This is a genomic window from Zhongshania sp. (assembly GCF_047636175.1).
Taxonomy (GTDB): Bacteria; Pseudomonadota; Gammaproteobacteria; order Pseudomonadales; family Spongiibacteraceae; genus Spongiibacter.
Window position 1 is genome coordinate 110,759 of record NZ_JBLIKC010000005.1, and the last position, 20,089, is coordinate 130,847.

The 20,089-nt window shown below is 48.0% G+C and carries 13 protein-coding genes; 7 read left to right on the forward strand and 6 right to left on the reverse strand.

Annotated features, from left to right (window positions below; translation table 11 throughout):
• Positions 1-19: 19 nt before the first annotated feature.
• The 3 genes from nhaA to hemH all read right to left on the reverse strand — a co-directional run bounded on the left by nhaA (position 20) and on the right by hemH (position 3,502).
• Positions 20-1,360, reverse strand: coding sequence for a Na+/H+ antiporter NhaA (gene nhaA, locus ACI955_RS04235; protein WP_415242488.1), 1,341 nt, complete (start codon positions 1,358-1,360; stop codon positions 20-22).
• 120 nt (positions 1,361-1,480) lie between these two features.
• Positions 1,481-1,729, reverse strand: coding sequence for a DUF2789 domain-containing protein (locus tag ACI955_RS04240; protein WP_415242489.1), 249 nt, complete (start codon positions 1,727-1,729; stop codon positions 1,481-1,483).
• 693 nt (positions 1,730-2,422) lie between these two features.
• Positions 2,423-3,502 carry a ferrochelatase gene (gene hemH, locus ACI955_RS04245; protein ID WP_415242490.1) on the reverse strand — a complete coding sequence of 360 codons (1,080 nt, stop codon included), beginning with the start codon at positions 3,500-3,502 and terminating at the stop codon, positions 2,423-2,425.
• Between the two features lie 631 nt (positions 3,503-4,133).
• Here hemH and ACI955_RS04250 point away from each other — a divergent pair.
• From ACI955_RS04250 to ACI955_RS04265, 4 genes are all read left to right on the forward strand, one after another.
• Positions 4,134-5,135, forward strand: a complete 1,002-nt coding sequence (locus ACI955_RS04250; RefSeq protein ID WP_415242491.1) for a sulfotransferase family protein — start codon at positions 4,134-4,136, stop codon at positions 5,133-5,135.
• Positions 5,136-5,760: 625 nt separating this feature from the next.
• A complete protein-coding gene (locus ACI955_RS04255) occupies positions 5,761-9,858 on the forward strand; it encodes an amino acid adenylation domain-containing protein (protein WP_415242492.1) in 4,098 nt (1,365 codons plus the stop codon).
• 53 nt (positions 9,859-9,911) lie between these two features.
• Positions 9,912-11,309 carry a glycosyltransferase gene (locus ACI955_RS04260; protein ID WP_415242493.1) on the forward strand — a complete coding sequence of 466 codons (1,398 nt, stop codon included), beginning with the start codon at positions 9,912-9,914 and terminating at the stop codon, positions 11,307-11,309.
• A 10-nt stretch (positions 11,310-11,319) separates the two neighbouring features.
• Entirely contained in the window at positions 11,320-12,045 is a 726-nt protein-coding gene (locus ACI955_RS04265; RefSeq protein ID WP_415242494.1) for a 4'-phosphopantetheinyl transferase family protein, read from the forward strand.
• 146 nt (positions 12,046-12,191) lie between these two features.
• On the opposite strand, the gene ACI955_RS04270 is transcribed toward ACI955_RS04265, so the two are convergent.
• On the reverse strand, positions 12,192-12,881 hold the full coding sequence (locus ACI955_RS04270) for a VIT1/CCC1 transporter family protein (RefSeq protein ID WP_415242495.1): 690 nt from the start codon (positions 12,879-12,881) through the stop codon (positions 12,192-12,194).
• Between the two features lie 95 nt (positions 12,882-12,976).
• Complete coding sequence (gene corA / locus ACI955_RS04275) at positions 12,977-14,191, reverse strand: magnesium/cobalt transporter CorA (RefSeq protein WP_415242496.1); 1,215 nt, start codon at positions 14,189-14,191, stop codon at positions 12,977-12,979.
• A gap of 528 nt (positions 14,192-14,719) precedes the next feature.
• On the opposite strand from corA, the gene ACI955_RS04280 reads away from it, so the two are divergent.
• A complete protein-coding gene (locus ACI955_RS04280) occupies positions 14,720-15,628 on the forward strand; it encodes a cation diffusion facilitator family transporter (RefSeq protein ID WP_415242497.1) in 909 nt (302 codons plus the stop codon).
• A gap of 1 nt (position 15,629) precedes the next feature.
• Here the strand turns inward: ACI955_RS04280 and modA are convergent, their stop codons facing one another.
• Entirely contained in the window at positions 15,630-16,388 is a 759-nt protein-coding gene (gene modA / locus ACI955_RS04285) for a molybdate ABC transporter substrate-binding protein (protein ID WP_415242498.1), read from the reverse strand.
• A 704-nt stretch (positions 16,389-17,092) separates the two neighbouring features.
• Between modA and ACI955_RS04290 the strand changes: the two genes are divergently transcribed.
• Together ACI955_RS04290 and cueR are read left to right on the forward strand one after the other, a co-directional pair.
• Entirely contained in the window at positions 17,093-19,570 is a 2,478-nt protein-coding gene (locus ACI955_RS04290) for a heavy metal translocating P-type ATPase (protein WP_415242499.1), read from the forward strand.
• A 99-nt stretch (positions 19,571-19,669) separates the two neighbouring features.
• On the forward strand, positions 19,670-20,077 hold the full coding sequence (cueR, locus tag ACI955_RS04295) for a Cu(I)-responsive transcriptional regulator (RefSeq protein ID WP_415242500.1): 408 nt from the start codon (positions 19,670-19,672) through the stop codon (positions 20,075-20,077).
• Positions 20,078-20,089: the final 12 nt, after the last annotated feature.

A 20,089-nucleotide genomic window follows, 5' to 3' on the forward strand; every position in this document is an offset into this window, starting at 1 on the left:
ACGCCAACGCGCCCTATTATCACTTTGAATCTACCGCAACAAAGCGGATATATATCAAGCCAAGAACTGCGGAAGTAACCGAGGCAAGCAAAATTGCCGTTTTGGCTATTTGAAGGTTTTCCGCTTGCGCATCAAATCCAAGGGCGGCAATAAATGTAGACATAGTGAAACCAATACCGGCAATCAGCGAAATACCCATTACATGCTGGAGACTAACGCCAGGCGGCAGACGGCCTATGTTATAGCGGAGGCCTAGCCAGCAGGCGCCAGAAATACCAACAAACTTACCGATGACGAGCCCAGCAATAATTCCTAAGCCTGTTGGATGCATAAGACTAATCAAGATTGAATCAAAACTAATTTCAACACCTGCATTTGTTAACGCAAACAACGGTAATATAAATAACGCGACCGGCAAAGTTAGTGCATCCTCCCAACGACGAAGAGGTGTGCTGGCGCGCTCTGCAATATCCCGAACCTCAAGTATTTTTTCGTGGTCTTCTCTGCTGCCGAGAACATCTACTGATTCTGTTTTTTGATGCATTGCAGCTATTTTTAAGTTTGTATTGTCTAGCAATTCCCCTGAGGCAACCTTAGGCCTTGCTGGCACCGTCAAGGCAATGGCGACACCTGCAACGGTTGGGTGAACACCGGACTTGAGCATCGCCCACCACGCTGCGACACCAATGACGACATAAAATAAAGGTTGGCGTATTCCCCCATAGTTGGCCAGTGCCAAAACTGCAATTAGGCCGAAAGCACTTAACAGATGTAGTAGTGATATTTCCTGAGTGTAAAATACTGCTATGACAATGATGGCGCCAACATCGTCGACAATGGCAAGGCCGACGATGAAAGCAAGGAGGCTAACGGGTATATGTTTTCTTACAAGGGTAAGGGCGCCCAAGGCAAAGGCGGTATCGGTTGCCATTGGTATCCCCCACCCTATTTGCGATTCAAGCGACCAGTTGAACAGCGAATAAATCAGTGCTGGAACAACCATCCCACCAACTGCACAGAGTATGAGTATCCGGCTATTCTCAGGTTGAGCAAGGTCACCCGCAAGCACCTCTCTTTTTATTTCGAGGCCAAGTAGGAAAAAAAATATGACCATTAGACCATCATTAATAATGTGTTTAAGTGAAGCCCTTACTTCATAGTCATCGACAAAAAATCCAATCGAGGTGTGTACCAAACTCTGGTAGGTCGATGAATATGCCGAGTTGGCCCACCAAAGTGCTACCAATGTGGCTATTAATAGAAGTACGCTAGATGTTGTCTGGGCCCGTATAAAGTTTGAGAATGGATCGTGTATATTCTCTAATCCACGTTGCAATACGTTTTTTGAATCACTTGGCATATCAATATTCCGTAAGCAAAACTATGGTGGATGTTGCCAATAATTTGATTATTTGTAGGCAATATAAAAGCTTTATTGCAACTGCTGCGGCAGGACCAAGCCTTATGATGTGTTTTAAAATTATGATTCTACGTTTGGTCTGCGTAACATCGCGTCTAGCTGATCAACTATTTCAGCCCAGTCTGCATCATCATCTTTTGATTGCTGCAAAAATGAAGATTGTGAGGCGCTCCAGAAATTTGCTTTATGCAACTCTACCTTACTGGACAGAGGGGTATTCTTTTTTATAAATCCTTGAATAGCCTGCTCTGTATTGTCTAGCCCTAGTTGTTTAAATAGATTGGCTAAAGAATGACCTTGTGCTTCCATAATTGCCTCTTTCATCAGTTGCATGCAGAACATTTCAATAATGAGCAAACCCTAAGTATCAGCGAAGGCGATCTACTAAAACCACCATACTTGGTTTGTGAGTAAATAGCGCGGTTCACGCTATTTAAGACCAATACCCTGCTGGTATATCAATTATTTATAAATTACGAAAATTAAACAGACTATAAACATCTATATCGCCCAACAGATCCGATGCCAGTTTTACTTGACCACTATAGCTTTGACTTTATAACTCTATGGCCTTGGTAATGTCGAAAATCTTGCCCCCGCCGCCTGAAGTAATATATCGCGTTTTAGTGGTCAAAGAATAATGGTAAGTAGCCAAGTGTTGTGAAGAAGGAGTTCAATATTTAAACAAGTCATCGTTTTGACCGAGCAGATTAACGCTGATCAATAAACAGAAAGGGTCAACTCACTGTCTAAAGCACACCGGTGCCAGCATGGAAATAGAGCGCGGACGCACTCATAAAGACGTGTCTGAAGATTTGGGTCACTCAAGTATGACGACCACTGATATACCGGGTATGTGTAAACCAAGAATCGCGTTAGGACGCTAAGTGGTGCGCTGCGCAAAGTAGATTAAGCTAATTATGCAGCTGGCCTGCTCCCTTCTCAGCCTTCGCCAATCGCTTCATTGCGAAGGCTGAGCGGGAACATTTCGCTAATAAACTATTACTGTTTCGCGCCTAGCTGTGTTGCTAAGTGAGCACGATGCGCTGTGTCATCGCAAGCCGACCAGCCATGCAAGTGCTGCTCGATCAACTCTGCGATCATATCGATATGACCGGCTTCAGCGTTAAGTGCAGGTATATATTCATAGCGTTCGCCACCGGCTTCTAGAAAATAGTCGCGATTTTCAATGCCGATTTCTTCAATGGTTTCCAAGCAATCCGCTGAAAAACCAGGGCAGACTAACTGAACTGATTTTACGCCTTCCTGCGGAAGCGCCATTAGCGTTTTATCGGTATAGGGCTGTAGCCACTCTTCCCTACCAAAACGAGATTGAAAGCTGACCAGGTACTCGTCTTTAGTTAAGCCAAGGTTTTCGGCTAACAGTCGCGCGGTTTTATGGCATTCACAATGATATGGGTCGCCATTAAGCAGATAGCGTTTCGGAATGCCATGATATGTAAATATCAACTTATCTGCTCGGCCATGTTCTTCCCAGTGCCGCCGGATTTTATCTGCCACCGCTTGAATATAGGCTGGTAAATCATGGTAGTGATTAATGAAGCGTAATTCAGGGATCAGCCTTTGTTTCAAGAAGCTGGCGGCCACAGCATCAAAAGTAGATGCTGTTGTAGAGGCGCAGTACTGTGGGTACAACGGTAAGACCAATAGCTTACGAACGCCTTGTTTGAGCATTTTCTCGATTACGGAATCAACTGACGGTGAGCCATACCGCATGGCAAACTCGAGCACTACGTTATCGCCGTGAGTTTGCTGAAATTTTTGTCGCAGGGCGTCGGCTTGATCTTGAGTATGGAATAAAAGCGGCGAGCCACGCTCTGTCCAAACTGTGCCGTATGCCTTGGCGGAGCGCCTGGGACGAATGTTTAAAATGATTAGATTCAGAATCATCCACCATAATAGGCGTGGTATCTCGATAACTCTGGGGTCGGACAAAAACTCTCGAAGATAGCGTTTTAAATCTGCTTTTTTTGGGGCGTCTGGTGTGCCCAAATTGGTTATCAAGATACCAATTTTGTCGTGTTGATTATGGGAGAATTCTGGGTTGCCTTGGTATTTCATGTAATAACTCTTAGATGCATTTAATACGCTAGATATTGAAGGTCAGTGGAGTCAGAGCTTTGAATTAGTAGGTCAGGGGTTAATGGGTTTAGATCTTTGATACTTTGAATTCCAGCTCGCGGTCCAGTGAAGCAAACTAGGTGCCGACTTTGTCGAGAGTATAACCTTCACTGTGGTGTGCATCAAATATCTCAAGCGGCTCACCTTCAAGGGCGAATTTGTGGCCTTAGATTTTGTTCGGGAGGGAATTTACGCGCGCCAAGAGCTAATGCAGTGCGCAGAACAGAGAGCAGAACAGAGAGCGGTCGTGTACCTTCTGAGCGCCGAGCCCGCAGTTTCGAATAATAAGCCTAAAGGCCTGCTTTCTGGGAAAGAAGTGAGTCATGCAATACCCGCTAGCTACTGCTCACCTTACAAAAACTTTTTGCTGGCTATTGACGGTGTTTTTATTACTCTAATCGCCGTCTGAATCAAGGCTAGCACCAAGAAAATCGTTTGAACAGTCATGACGATTTAAGTGCTGGGGCTTGTTAGTGTTAACACTGTCAGGTTTTTGCTGCTCTTATTTGCGTAGACTGTACGGCTATTTAATTAACCATTTTTAAATTCGCCTTTTAGACTGAGTCATATAATGAAGCACCGCATAGATCCAAATTTTCCGGCTAGCAATGAAGATGCCTCAAAATTGGATAGTCTAAGCCAAGTGCCGGTAAGGCCTGTGTTTATCATGGGGCTACACCGGTCTGGGACGACATTTCTCTACGACTGCGTTGCAAAGTCATTTCCCCTAGCGCACTTAAGTCTTTACCACTTATTGTATTTTGATCGTCTTCTCACTAATAAAGACCAGGCGACAGAACAGCAAGACAAAGACAGACTCAATCAGTATTTCGCCGAACGTGGCATTAGCGATAGAAACATCGACGGCACCACTATTGATGCCGATGCGGTGGAAGAATATGGCTTTTTACTGCGCAAAAAAACCGCCACGTTTAAATTGTGCGACCAGAACACGGCATTCTTTGCCACTGTCTGTCAGAAATTATTGGTCGTTCAAAGCGATAAGCAGGCGGTGTTGTTAAAGAATCCTTGGGACACGGGCAATGCCAAGAAAATTCTAAGCTACTACCCCGAAGCGCGCTTTATTTATATTTCCCGCGAACCCATTGCGGTGCTAAATAGTATGTTAAATGCCCTCCTCGCCTACCTGGAGGGACCGCAAGACTATCTTGAGGTTTTATTAGACAAGGGTAAAGGCCGCAGCGGCTACCGCAGTGGCTATATTGCTTGGTTAATATTGCGGGGTTTGCGCAAAGTACTGGGGCGAACCAATAGTGCTAGATTAGCTCGCAAGATGTTAGCGAAAGATGTTGCACGGCAGGTCGCTATTTACCGCAAAGAGTTAGCTGAAATGCCCGATAGCCGGGCAATAGAAGTAGATTATCTGGATTTAATTGCCGATCCTGAGGCAACGATGCAGTCACTTAAAGCATTGCTAGATTTGCCTATTACCGATATGCAGGAAAGTCTTGAAGTGAAGCAGCGCAATAATATAAACCCGGTATTAAAAGACTTCCAAGAATCACTGGATCACTTAGTAGAACAGGCGATGCTATACCCCCTTGGCAAGTGATTCCCGAGGTGTAACCCGGGCTGGGTATCACCTAATCCACGTTTAGTTTTTGCCCTCAGCGGCGCTCGCCGCGAAAACGGGCTGAGACCTAAGACCTTCAATCACGTGCATATACTCGTATTGCCGCCTAATTATAAAGTGATCAAAACACGCTTAATTCTTCGTGCCTTTGGGCCTGGCGACCCTGTCTTTATTTGTCTCTATGACACACTCCGCTATTACACATATCGTATATTTGGGCACTTCACAAACTGTATTTATTGAGTAATACAGGGTATGTGTGGCCAAAAATGGCATCATTAAAATCTGTTCATGTGAGCTATGTCACACAAAGGCATAAGAATTGGTAAGTATAAATACGTATTATGTACTGACAGCCAAGAGTAGGACAACGGGTAGTGAGCCGGGACGTGCTAAGGCTGTAGTTAATGTTTTTGGCCTTACATTTACCACGATGTGAGGCGCGAGGGTAAAACATTACGGCCCATCAAGTAGGTGTTGATCTGCGCGTTTATTGATTTCCCTGCCCCCTTTTCTTTTGCCGCTGTCGTCTTGGCTGGAAATTATTCATTTAACGTCTAACGCCTTATTTAAACGCAAATATACTGCTACAGAGAATAATCGAATGACCGAAAGCATTGCCGCAAAATTACGTTCTCCGGCAGTAGCTCGCGCCGGTAGTGACTATGATTACGTTGACCTCAACGCAAAATCCTATAACGCCCTAAAAGTTCAGCGTCCGACTCATCGTACGGTAGTGTCACCTGAGGCTAAGTTTCTACCCTTGGCGCAATCGCAACGCGGCCTCTGGTTTGGCGAGAAAATCGGTCCTAGAGACGCTATCTATAATATTGCCGAGTACTGCGAGATTCTTGGTGCCATAAACGTCGACATATTCATGTCTGCACTCAAACAGATTACCTTGGAAGCAGAAACAACCCGGGTGGAAATACATGACACCGAAGACGGCCCTAAGCAAATAATACTGAATGAATATAAGGGCGAGTTCGCATTTGTAGATCTATGCGAGGCTGCTGACCCCCGCGCGGCGGCTGAGGCGTGGATGATGAACGAGCTAAGCCAGCCAGTGGATCTCGCCTGTGACCCCCTTTGGGTTTGCGCCTTATTTAAAGTCAGTGAGAACGATTTTTTTTGGTATCAGCGCAGCCATCATATTGTTCTAGATGGTTTTGGTGCGGGTATCATCGCTCGGCGCTGCGCGGATATTTATAATGCTTTGCTAGAGGATCGTGACATAGGTCCAAGTCCGTTTTTACCCCTAGAAACTCAGCATCAACAAGAAACCCAATACCGTGAATCGCCCCGCCATGAACGCGATCGAAGCTACTGGCTAGATCAACTTACGTCTCTCCCCGACCCCGTCTCTTTAACGCGCCATAACGCGATTCGCGCTGGCGGTTTACGTCGCAGCACTGCCCGGTTGTCAGCCGATACCAGCAGAACATTGCGGCAACTAGGAATGCAGTCGAAGGCAAGTCTTCCACAAGTGCTCATTAGCCTATTTGGGGCTTATATCTATAGGATGACGGGTGCGGAGGATCTGGTGTTTGGTATGCCGGTGACCGCCAGAGCCAATCGCGATATGCGCAGTGTGCCGGCCATGATGGCCAATGCGGTGTCAATCCGTTTGGCCATGAGTGCAGAGCTCAATCTGTATGACTTACTTGGCCAAGTAAGCAAGATTGTCCGTCAGTCTTTGCGGCATCAGCAGTTCCGCTATGAAGATCTTCGCCGCGAGCTAGGTCTGCTCGGGCAGGGTCAGCAAATCTCATGGGTTGGGGTAAATATTGAACCCTTTGACTATGATTTGCGGTTTGGCGGCCATCAATGTCTTGCGCATAATCTGAGTAATGGCACTGTCGAAGATCTGACCATCTTTATCTATGATCGCGGTGATAACGAAGGTCTGCGTATTGATTTAGATGCTAACCGGGCGCTTTACAGCCAGGGCGAGTTGGATATTCATCGCGATCGTTTTGTGCGTCTTATCAATGCGGCAATTAATGAGCCGAGCATCGCTGTTAGCGAATTGAGCCTGCTTTCCACGACTGAGAAGCACCAATTACTTCATGAGTGGAATCAGACTGACAAGCCAATCCCCGATACCAATTTACTCGCGCTGTTTGACGATCAAGCCCTTAAGTCCCCTGACGCGATTGCGCTGAAAAGTGGCGACAGATACCTGAGTTATCAAAGCTTGAAAAATAGTGTTGACCAGCTCGCGCAGCGGCTCATCGCCCGCGGTATAGGCCCCGGCAGTATCGTTGCCATTGCCCTGGATCGAGACGAGTCAATGCCGACGGCATTACTGGCGGTGATGAAATCTGGCGCGGCGTATTTACCATTAGACCCGAACGCCCCGGTCGGGCGCTTGGCCCTCATCATGGAAGAGAGCCAGCCCGATCTTATTATCTCTTCCTCTGATATAAGTCCCCGTTTACTCGGAAGTAATACCTCAATACTTGAGCTAGATGTGGCTGAACCTAGTTTTGTGTCTGAGGCGGCGTCAGCGCCACAGACTTTCGTCCCGCCGATTATTAACGGCGACACCAGCGCTTATGTCATCTATACCTCGGGATCAACCGGGCGCCCCAAGGGCGTCGAGATAAGCCATGCTGGCTTGTTGAATTTCCTTTTGGCAATGCAAGACGAGCTGAATATTCAGCCCACTGATAAGTTACTGGCCTTAACCACCGTGGCTTTCGATATTGCCGCTCTGGAGCTTTATCTTCCTCTACTTGTAGGCGCACAGGTGGTGATCGCCAGTCGTGAGGTGGCAATAGATCCAGCAAAGCTTGCCCAGCTAATCAGTGCTGAGCAAATCACTGTTATGCAAGCTACACCATCGCATTGGCAAGCATTAATGCAGGACCACGCTGAGCAGTTACATCAGCTCCGGCCGCTAGTCGGCGGCGAAGCGCTACCGGCACAGTTGGCCCACAAAATGCGCACGCTAGGCCACCCCATCGTCAATCTCTATGGCCCAACCGAGACCACCATTTGGTCAACAATAATGCGTTTAGATGGCGACGATTTAGATTGTCCGCCGATCGGCCGGCCAATAAGAAACACCCAAGTGTATGTGCTTGACCAAACTATGAAACCAGTGCCATTGGGCGCCATTGGAGAGCTGTTTATTGGTGGCGCAGGGGTTGCCAAAGGCTATCTGCATCGACCAGAACTAACGGCGGAACGATTCCTTAGCAACCCCTTTGGTGAAGGTCGCCTTTATAAAACCGGTGACTTGGCTCGCTGGCGTTCAGACGGGGTCTTGGAATACTTAGGCCGCAACGACTTTCAAATAAAAATTCGTGGGTTTCGAGTTGAAGCAGAAGAAGTCGAAGCAAATATTCAACGATGTGATGGCGTGCAGTTGGCGGTGGTGACGTTGCGCGAACATCCCTGTGGCGACAAGAAACTCGTCGCTCACATCATAGCTAGCCAAGGTGAAGATGGCATAGCTCCAGATATAGATACGGTATTGTTGCGCAAACAACTTGAGAAGACTTTGCCCGACTATATGATTCCGTCAGTCTTCGTGTTTGTAGATACCCTGCCGACTAACGTCAATGGTAAGTTAGATCGCACGGCGCTTCCCGAGCCTGTATGGCAGCATACTAGTGAGTATGTTGCCCCACGCAATCCTGTCGAAACTCAGCTAGCTGAATTGTGGTGTGATGTCTTTCAGCTTGAGCGGATCAGTGTCCATGATAGTTTCTTTGACTTAGGGGGCGACTCGCTCACTGCGGCAAAAATGGTGTCCCGGTTACGAGAACTAATGAAGCGAGATATCCCTCTCGCCGCCATCTTCGAGGCGAGCACAATTGCGGAGCTTAGCGACCAGCTACAACATCAGCAAACTGTAGATCCTCTCGGCATCATGCTGCCGCTTAAGGCGACTGGGACTGCATCGCCTTTATTCTGTATTCATCCAGTGATCGGATTAAGTTGGGCCTACAGTGGCTTAACTCGGCACCTAGGTAGCGAACAGCTCTTGTATGGCGTGCAGGCACGAGGTTTAAGTGCCGAGTTCCTATCCGACGATGCCAGCGCTCTGCCACAGAGCATTGCGGAAATGGCTAGCGAGTACATTGAACACTTGCGTCAGGTTCAGCCGAAGGGACCTTATAAATTGCTGGGCTGGTCTTTGGGCGGCTTACTAGCGCATGAAATTGCCCGACGCTTAGAAGCCGATGGCGAAGAGATTAGCTATCTTGCCGTGCTAGACGCCTACCCCTATGTGCAGGGTGAGGACCAGCAGACCGATGAAGTTCAGCTGGTGAAAAGCGCCTTGAACTTTATGGGCTTATCTGCAGATTCGCTTCCGCCGGGCTCAGAAAATATGGCTGAGCTAACCGAGTTGCTATGCCGTGAGTACGATATTTACAACCTGCCCTTTGTGAAAGAAATGCAGCAAAGCAACGGCAATATCATTGAGGGTGTTCGCCAAATTATTGAAAACAATCTGGCGATATCCCGAGATTTTGTGCCGGGTAAAGTCAACGCCGATATGCTGTTTATTGCCGCTGCCCAAACCGCAGAGGTCAATATGAATAATGTGCTGCAGAATAATGCTGAGGTCTGGCGTGACCACGTTGGCGATCTCAATATTTACAGTGTGGATTGCCATCACCAACAAATGTTTGATGTAGCACCTCTAGAGTTGATTGGGCCCTTAATAGCCGATTCACTCAAAGCCTAAAGTATTGATATGACTATCACTAGAATATGCGTTGACGGGCAGGCAGGCGATTAATGAATATCACAATTTTTAGTATTGGCACCCAAGGTGATGTTCGACCGTTTATTGCTCTGGGTCTGGGCTTGCAAGCCGCCGGTCATAAGGTTTGTATTGCCAGTGGTAAAACCTGCGAAAACCTAGTTACCCAGCATGGCCTCACTTACTCGGCACTCACTGCCGATTTTCTCGAAGTGATGGCGAAAGATCCCCGCGCGATTCAGCGGGGCTTAAACCCCTTGGCCTTAATGACGACGGCGCGCCGTCATCTTAAAGATATGTCGCAGCACTGGGCCACCGAAGGCTTGGCGGCGGCAAAAGGGGCCGACCTGCTCTTAGGCAATGGCATGATGGCGGTATTAGCAAACTCACTTGGTGAGGCGTTAAATATTCCGGCAGTAGAAACTCACTTGCAGCCGGTCACCCCCTGCCCTGACATTCCGCCAATGATGCTCACGCCGCCAGAAAAGCCGCGTATTGGCACTGTAAATGAAATACTCTACCACGTGCTTCGAGTCATCACATGGCGAATGCTTAGCGCCGCTTATAGCCCGGTTCGTAAATCGCTGAAGCTAAGTGCGCTGCCGTGGTATGGCCCTTATTATCGTCAAAAAACTGAACATCGTCGTATTCTTTATGGCTTCAGTCCCGCACTCCTTCCGGCCTCGCCAAGTTGGCCAGCGGGTGTGCAAGTCTGCGGAAATTGGTTTCTTAATGGTGAGTCACAGTGGCAACCATCCCAGGATCTGGAACAGTTTTTAGCTGATGGCGACAAGCCAATTTATATCGGTTTTGGCAGTATGCTAAGTGATGACACCGACAATCTCAGCGCCATCATTTATGACGCCATAGCTAAAACCGGTCGCCGCGCTATCTTAGCCACTGGCTGGGGCGGACTGACCGCACAGACCCAGAATAATCCTAATATTTTCGTTATTGACGGCGCGCCGCATGATTGGTTATTTCCTCAGGTCGCTCTAGCTGTGCATCACGGTGGCGCGGGAACAACTGCCGCCACTATTCGAGCCGGCATTCCCTCGGTTGTTGTGCCGTTCTTTGGTGACCAGCCGTTTTGGGCGTGGCGACTAGAGCAAAATGGCGTCGCACCCAATATGCTTAAACGCAGCGCGCTGACGGCGCTTGCGCTAGCACAGGCCATCGGCCTAGCAAGTAGCGATGTGATGCAAGCAGCTGCAGTTAAACTCTCACAAAAAGTAGCCAAAGAAGATGGAGTGCAAACTGCAATGGCATTGCTAGAACAATGGGGTTTGTTGGAGCAAATTGCGACTCATGGCAATGATAAAGCGATAGATACTGAGGCTAGACGGCGGGACCAAGCAAGTAGCGTCAAAAGTGGCGTAAATAGCGACGGATCAAAAAATACCGCAAGCACGCATTCCGCAAGTACCGTTTAGTGCAACCCAGGTGACGGCCGCCTATACGCTGTCCCAGTTTGTAAGTTCAGCAAATTATTTGACGCTCCCCAATTTTGAGGGTGTTTGTGCCAGCTGTGGATTTGACATCAAATACTATAGCGATTCCCTGTATCGCCATTACAAAATTCACTTCCCTGCAGCCTTGCAGACTGCGCCAGTTCAACGCAAAGCCGAGTTTTTAGCAGGTCGTATTACCGCAAATTTGGCTTTTATAAAATTAGGGTTACGCGCGGAAGTCATTGAAATTGGAAAACATCGTAATCCGGTTTGGCCACCTGCAGTGCGGGGATCGATTACCCATCACAACAGCAGCGCCTACTGTATGATGATACCGAGCTCGACCGGCGTGTCGGCTGGAATCTCCCCTGGAATCGACCTTGAATCTTATCTTACTGCGAGTGAATCAACTTCATTAGCTAGCGGTATCGCATCGTCAATAGAGCTGGAATTAGTATCGGCGCACTTCCCAAAATTCGAGCGGGGATTAACGCTGATCTTTTCCGCCAAAGAATCACTTTTTAAAGCGTTTTATCCCGCAGTCGGTCGCTATTTTGATTTTCTCGATGTGCGGGTATCATCCATCAGTGTTGAGAACCGCGAATTGCAGCTGATATTGCTGTGCGACTTATCACCCACTTGCTTAACAGGCGACACTATAACGGTTTATTGGCAAGAGAATGCCGAGACCATACTGAGCTGGGTGCTGCCCAATTAGTGGAGTATCGCCGCTACAGCCCGCCAGTGGCCGCAAGCACAGCAGAAATTGCGCTGACAGACAGCGCATAAATTATCAGCCTGTAATTGCTGACACTGCTATATTTTTCGGGTCTATGTTTTAAGCTTAAATGGGGTCCCTGCAGATTAAACTGCAACATCAAACACAAGGCCTACTATGGCGGTTACGGCCATTGCCAGTGTTCCCCAAAAAGTAACTCGCGCTACACCAGTCAGTATTTTTGCGCCACTCAATACTGCAGAAACTGCCCCGAGCATTGCCAGAAATACTAGCGACAACACCGCTACCACTATCGGCAAATTACCGCCTTGATATAGGTAGGCAGTCAGTAAGGGCAGCATTGCGCCCAAGGTGAAACTCAGTGCAGAGGAAATCGCAGCGCTTATGGGTTGCGCAGCGCTTATTTCGGAAATCCCTATTTCATCTCGTGAATGAGCGGCGAGCGCATCGTGCGCCATTAATTGCCGCGCAACTTGCTCAGACAATTCTGCCTCAAGGCCACGCTGCTGATAAATTTCTGCCAACTCGAATACTTCACCTTCATAATTTTGTTCTAGTGATTCTTGTTCCTGCAAGAGATCTGACTTTTCGGTGTCTGCCTGCGAACAAACAGAGACGTATTCACCCGCGGCCATGGAGATAGCGCCTGCAACCAGTCCGGCGGTGCCAGCGACTAAAATGGCGTTATGTCCTGAGTTTGCCGAGGCGACGCCAATAATAAGACTTGCCGTTGATACGATGCCGTCATTTGCGCCTAAAACAGCGGCTCTTAACCAACCAACGCGATGTTGGCGATGATATTCCTCATGGGACATATGATCTTTTCCTTTACCATATTGGTCGTCTAAGCGCACCAACACGCCGCGGCATCGTGTTAACTTTTACTGTATTGCCGGTGCTCTAGTTTGAGCTAGGTCTTGCCGATCCAGCCTTTGCGCTTAAAGAAAAATAACATCCCTGCGGTCAGCAAAGTAAACACCACCCACAGTGCGGGATAAGCCCAGCGCCACGTTAGCTCGGGCATATTCTGAAAGTTCATTCCATAAACACCGGCAATAAATGTCAATGGAATAAAGATCGTTGCAATAATAGTGAGAACCTTCATCACTTCGTTCATGCGGTTTGACATGGCCGACATATAAAGTTCGGTTAGACCGCTTGCCATCTCCCGATACAATTCTATGATCTCAACTATCTGAATAGTATGTTCGTAAACATCGCGCAGATAAGGCCGCGTTGAATCCTCAATTCTGTCACCCTCTTCTCTGTACAGCTGGTCGACTAGCTCGCGCATAGGCCAAACAATTCGCCGTACTAAGGCAAGCTCGCGTTTAACGGAGTGAATACGATGCAATACCTGCGGGCTAGGGTTTTCTAGGGTAATAAGCTCGAGCTCTTCGAGTACGTCGCCGTACTTTTCCAGCACCGGAAAGCAGTGATCAATAACCGCGTCAAGCAGCGCATAAAGCAAATAGCCAGTGCCGCTTTTTCTAATACGTCTGCCCTCGTTTTGCAACCTGTCGCGAATGGGTTGCCAAATATCACCGGGCTTTTCCTGAAAGGTGATTAGTACTTTGTCATAAAGAAAAAGACTGACTTGCTCTGTATCTAAGCTCGAATCACTCAGTGGATCTGCTAATTCATGCTGCACAAGCTGAAGCATGCGCAGTACCACAAAAATATGGTCATCAAATATTTCAATGCGCGGTCGCTGAGGAATATGAAGCACATCTTCTGCCGCCAAAGTATGAAATGCATAGTGATGCCGAAACAGATTAACAACGTAGGGGTTCAAATTGCTGACATTCAGCCACCGCACTTTCACCCAGTCAGGCACGGGCTTTTCTAAGAACTCATCTAGGTCAGCGATATCACCACTTTCGATCCGCGTTGCAGAGTAGTCGGTATAGCTTATCGCGACGCTACCTGGGGCCGGCGGCTCCAGAATATTGTCAATATGATCAATGCCCGGCAATTCACCCGGTGTGACTCGGCGACTGTGTTTACGATCGCCGCTGATGCCAGACAAACCCAAAGTTGAGCGCAGCAACTGCCCTCCTCGCCCCACAGTCGCCATCGCGCTGTCGATAGCTCGTCCTATCGTAAGGTGCGCGTCTTTGGCCATAGTCACTCCTAATTTGTCAGGAAAACTCTAAATCGCTGGGTGCGGGTGTTTCTAGTGTTTGTTGCAATTAATATGGACTAACTTGTTGGTAAAGTCGCCAAAAGTCATCTGGCTGGAAGATGCTGCTGCCAGCCGTGATTTATACGATGGTGGCATTGTGCGCCCAGCGAGGTCGATATCGGTATAGATATTCTTTAAGCAACGACAAAAAATGCAGCTTGGATTTGAACCGACAATACCGTGCCTCCCACAATTGGTATCGATGGCGCCGCTGATATCCAAGCTAACCTTGATCTCGATCAAGGTTTACCTGCCCTATGACAACGATGGGCCCAAACAGGTCAGAACATCCCCATCGATTACTATAAAACGAGATCGTCACTAAAATCAGTTAGAACGCGATGAGGATGGACGAGCGATAGCCAGATATTATCAATAGAAACTACTTTTATAGGCTCTTGAAACAGCTTACCCTCTGGCACGTAGCTGCGCGGCACACTCATTTTTACGCTCTGGAGCGGCAATAGTATGCACGACCACCATCATCACCATACGGTGTCTGAACGCTTAGGCTGGGCCTTTGCACTGAATTTCTGCTTTACCATTATTGAATTCATTGGCGGTTGGTTAACCAACAGTACTGCGATTATGGCTGACGCGGTACACGACCTGGGCGACTGTCTTGCTATTGGTATGGCATGGGGGCTTAACAAGCTTGGCGACAAAGAAGCCAGTACCCGTTTTAGCTATGGCTTTAGTCGCTTCTCACTACTGGGCGCCTTAATTAACGGCGTGATTTTAGTGCTGGGCTCTGTGTGGGTCATGAGTGAGGCGATTCCCCGTTTGGTGAACCCGGAGATGCCAGACGCCACTGGTATGCTCGGTCTGGCTATTTTGGGGATCGCAGTGAATGGTTATGCCGCGTATAAACTCAGCGACGGTAAAACCCTTAATGAACGGATGCTGAACTGGCATCTGATGGAGGATGTTCTGGGATGGGTCGCAATATTCCTAGTGTCTATCGTTCTCATGTTTGTAGAATTGCCGATACTTGACCCTATCTTGTCGATCGGCTTTACGCTCTTCATCTTATTTAATGTTGTTAGAAATCTTACTGAGACACTGCGCTTGTTTTTACAGGCAACCCCAGACCATGAGTTGCGCGAGCAACTTCAGCAGAAATTATCGACGCTTGAGCATGTCAGCGACATCCATCACCTCCACCTCTGGTCACTTGATGGTGAGCAGCATGTGCTGACCGCCCACCTACTCTTAAATCAAAATTATGAACAGGCGGAGTTAGTGAAGTTAAAGTCTACTATTGCCGAGCTAATGAGTGTTCATTCGCTTAGCCATACAACAATAGAATTTGAATTTCCGGATGAGTCCTGTCGCGATGATTCAGCGACACTTAAAATCCATGATCATCAAAACTGATCTACTCCGCTAGCTCATACCCATATGAGCGAATAATGTGCTTGGCCTTTGCCGACCTTAAAAAGGCCATAAATTCCTGAGCAGCGGCATTATGCTCCGACGCTTTTAACAACACCGCATCTTGTTTTATGGGCCGATACAGGTCTTTGGGCACAATCCAAGCGGAGCCACTTGAAAGGCGACCTTGCTCCATAATTTGCGATAAGGAAACAAAGCCAAGTTCGGCATTGCCAGTGCTGACAAATTGATAGGTTTGGGCAATGTTTTCGCCGGTTACCCAAGACGAGCGTGTTGACGCTTGCAAGTTTAAATGGCGTAAAACGTCAAGCGCAGCGGCGCCGTAGGGTGCTAGCAAGGGGTTGGCGATGGCCAATTTACGATAGTTGCCACCGCTTAAAACATCGCCACTTGCATCAACAAACTCGGTATTTGGTGACCAAAGCGCTAAGGCGCCGAGCGCGTAGGTAAAGCGGCTGGCCGGTGCAACAAAGCCAGCCTTAATAAGTGCCTCAGGCTTGCTTTGATCAGCGGAAAGAAAAATTTGAAATGGTGCGCCATGAATAATTTGGGCATAAAATTTACCCGACGATCCAAAGGAAATGTTCAGGGTATGCCCCGACTCCTTGGTAAATGCCGTGCTAAGTTCGTGCATCGTCGGAGTAAAGTTTGAAGCAACCGCGACCATAAGTTGTTCTGCCGTACTGACCCCTGCGGCAAACAGCAAGTAGAGCGTGCCTATTAGCTGGGCGAACTTAGTCATTGTTTTCCTTATTTGTGGCCGTGCTTAAAACCAATACGTTTTCTAGTATTGCTAGGGTCTAATTACCACACAGTGCTTGTAGGTATCTACTACTGTCGCCAAGTTCAGGGGTATTTACAGCATCTCCTGGCGGTTCCAAAGTTCGATTTGGTCAGTATACGCCGCTGAGTCTGTGCAGCCGTCCAGCCCGCCAAGCATAGTTAACCAGTTCGAATCGACATGGCCAAGATCAAAGAAGTATCGGGCTGTCGAACTCATGCCAACATAATGTTTGCCCCTTGCAAAACTGTGAGGCAGATTTCATCAAGGTTTTATTGACGCCTGCCACTGCGGATTTACCAAAGCGCCAAAAGCCCCAGTATTTAGACACAATGGGACTTTACTTTAACAGAGTACTTTAGTCGGTAAGGTAAGGTGTTTCCTAAATGTGACGTATTGCCCAATATGCTTGCTGGCTAAATTAAAATGGAAATAATTTCCACAATACTGGCGCATTCACACATCTGTTTTTACACTGTTTACCTGCAAAAAAACTGCTGGTTTTTCTATTTAATAGCCTGACCTTATTGTGTGCTCAGGTCAGCCATATATTAGTGTTGTAAAATAAACGTCTGTTGCCTACCCATTGGTGCTTGACCCTCCCACTGTTGGAGACATTACTGTGGTGAGTATAAAATCTTAAGGTGTTTATGGAGCAAAAGACCATGACCAGTGACAACCCCGTAATCAATGAAAGGCCAGTGCTCAGTAAAAATACATCGACAACACATTATGAGTTGCCTATTGAGGGCATGACGTGCGCCTCATGCGCGGGTCGAATTGAAAAATTACTAAGTGGTTTAAGCGGCGTAAATTCGGTGCAAGTAAATTTGGCCACAGATTCTGTGCATATCGAGTTATCTGATGATGTAGCAATAAATACAGTCTGCGCTGCCATAAATAACTCTGGCTACGCTGTAGCAGAGGAGGAGTTTCAATTAAATATTAGTGGTATGAGCTGTGCATCTTGTGTGGGACGTATCGAAAAAGCGCTGAATAAACTTAGCGGGGTCCGCGCCGTGAGTGTCAATTTAGCCGCTGAAGCAGCGCGTATTAGCGCAATCAAAAACCACCTCAACATCTCCCAACTCATCGCTGCAATTAAAGATGCTGGATACACTGCAAGCTCAGTGGATGAAACTGAGGCTGGTGTAGATGGTTCGCTGCAGTCGTCCCAAGGCGAAGCCAAGACCAAGACAAGTAAAGAAAGTCGACATTTAATGATTGCTGTGGCGTTGTCGGCGCCAATGCTCTTGGGAATGATCTTTTCGGTGTTTGGATTAGATCTTATGCCCCCGCCCTGGCTGCAATTCATGCTCGCCACACCCATACAATTTTGGTTGGGCGCGCGCTTTTATCGCGCGGCGTGGTTTGCTCTAAAGGCCCGTACTGGCAATATGGATTTACTCGTCGCAATGGGTACCACCGCCAGTTATGGCTTGAGCGTCTTTGAGTTATTCTCGCAGTATTTGAGTCAAAACACCCAGCAGGCGATGGGACACTACTATTTTGAAGCCTCAGCTGTGGTGATTACTCTAGTGCTTCTGGGTAAATGGTTGGAGCGCCGAGCCAAGCATCAAACCACTGCTGCTATTCAAGCCTTGCAGGCTTTGCGGCCAGAAGTGGCAAGGGTTAGGGCTAGTAACAAAGATAGTGATGTCGCCATCGAAGCCATCCAAGCTGGCGATATTGTGGTGGTAAAGCCAGGTGAGCGTATTCCCGTCGATGGCACCATCGTTGAAGGGGGTGGGCATTTAGATGAATCGATGATTACCGGTGAGAATATGCCGACTTACAAGTCCGTCGGCGATGCCGTTGTCGGTGGCGTCATCAATACCGACGCCCTACTTTTAATAAAAACTACTGCTGTGGGAACAGAAACCACTCTGGCTCGTATCATTCGGTTGGTTGAAAGTGCGCAAGCCGCCAAGGCGCCGGTGCAACGTCTAGTCGATAAAGTCAGTATGGTATTTGTGCCCGTGGTGATAGCAATAGCCATAGCCACTGTGGTGGGCTGGTACCTACATAACGGTGATTTACAGGGTGCAATTATTAATGGTGTGGCGGTACTTGTTATTGCCTGCCCGTGCGCGCTTGGGCTTGCCACACCCGCCGCTATTATGACCGGGACAGGTGTGGCCGCTAGCCACGGTATTTTAATCAAAGACGCCCAAGCACTTGAGATTGCTCATAACATCACCGTAGTGGTGTTTGATAAAACCGGCACCCTAACAGTGGGCAAACCCAGTTTGCGCGAATATATAGCCTGCGATAATGACAGCAAACACTTACTCGCCTTGGCCGCGGCCGTGCAGCAAGGTAGTGATCATCCCTTGGCCCAAGCGGTACTAAATCAAGCAAAAGCCCAGCAGATCACGGCAATAGAAGCCAGCGAGCTAAAAACGTTGGCCGGTCGCGGCGTGTCGGCAATCGTCCAAGAAAGGCTCTTAATACTGGGCAATACCCGCCTAATGAAAGAATCTGGGGTTTCTCTCGCGTCGTTAGAACAGCAAGCACAAGATCTAGAAAATGACGGCAATACTGTTTCTTGGCTTGCAGAACTAGGTGATGCGCCGAGTTTGATTGGCCTGCTAGCATTCGGCGATGAAATTAAACCATCGGCCAAGTCGGCCATCGAGCGCCTGCAAAATAAGGGGATAAAAACCCTGATGATTACCGGCGACAATGAGGGCAGTGCGCGCGCCGTTGCGGCAAAATTGGGCCTGCAAGATTACATTGCCAATGTACTCCCAGACGGTAAGTCAGAAGAAATTCGTAAATTACGCAGCGCTAATACTATTGTCGCCATGGTGGGCGATGGTATTAATGACGCCCCTGCCCTCGCGGCGGCTGATGTTGGTATTGCCATGGCTACCGGCACCGACGTGGCAATGCACACAGCGGGTATTACCTTGATGCGCGGTGATCCTGATTTAATTGCCGATGCGATTGATATCTCTAGACGCAGTTATCAAAAAATACGCCAAAATTTGTTCTGGGCCTTCATCTATAACTTACTGGGTATCCCCTTGGCCGCTAGTGGTTTGCTAAGCCCGGTGGTGGCCGGCGCCGCAATGGCATTTAGCAGTGTCAGCGTCATAAGTAATGCTCTATTGTTGAAACGTTGGAAACCCAAAGCATAGGCTAGGCCATATAGAAGATTAGGGGGCTAGGCGAGGTAGAGCAATGCCGGAACAAAAACCAAGAAACATAGAAAGAAAAACAGAAAAACTGGAGAGAAAATGAACATTGGTGAGGCCGCAAAGGCCAGCGGCATCTCAGTTAAAATGATTCGGCATTACGAATCATTGGGCCTAGTTAGGGAGGCAGCGCGTACCTCGGCAGGATACCGACTGTATTCTGCCAGTGATGTGCACAACCTAAGTTTTATAAAAAGTGCGCGCTCCTTGGGGTTTTCACTCGCGCAAATCCAGCAGCTGCTGTCGCTGTGGCTTGACCGTGATCGTGCCAGTGCTGATGTTAAAGCGTTAGCAATGGAGCATATTGAAGAACTGGATAGCAAAATACGTGAACTAAGTGCAATGCGAAATTTATTGGCGGATCTCGCTTCAAGTTGTCACGGTGATAGCCGTGCTGACTGCCCTATTTTGTCGGGTTTGGAAAAAGACTCTAACTGCAAAGGCCGCTAATAAACGCAATGA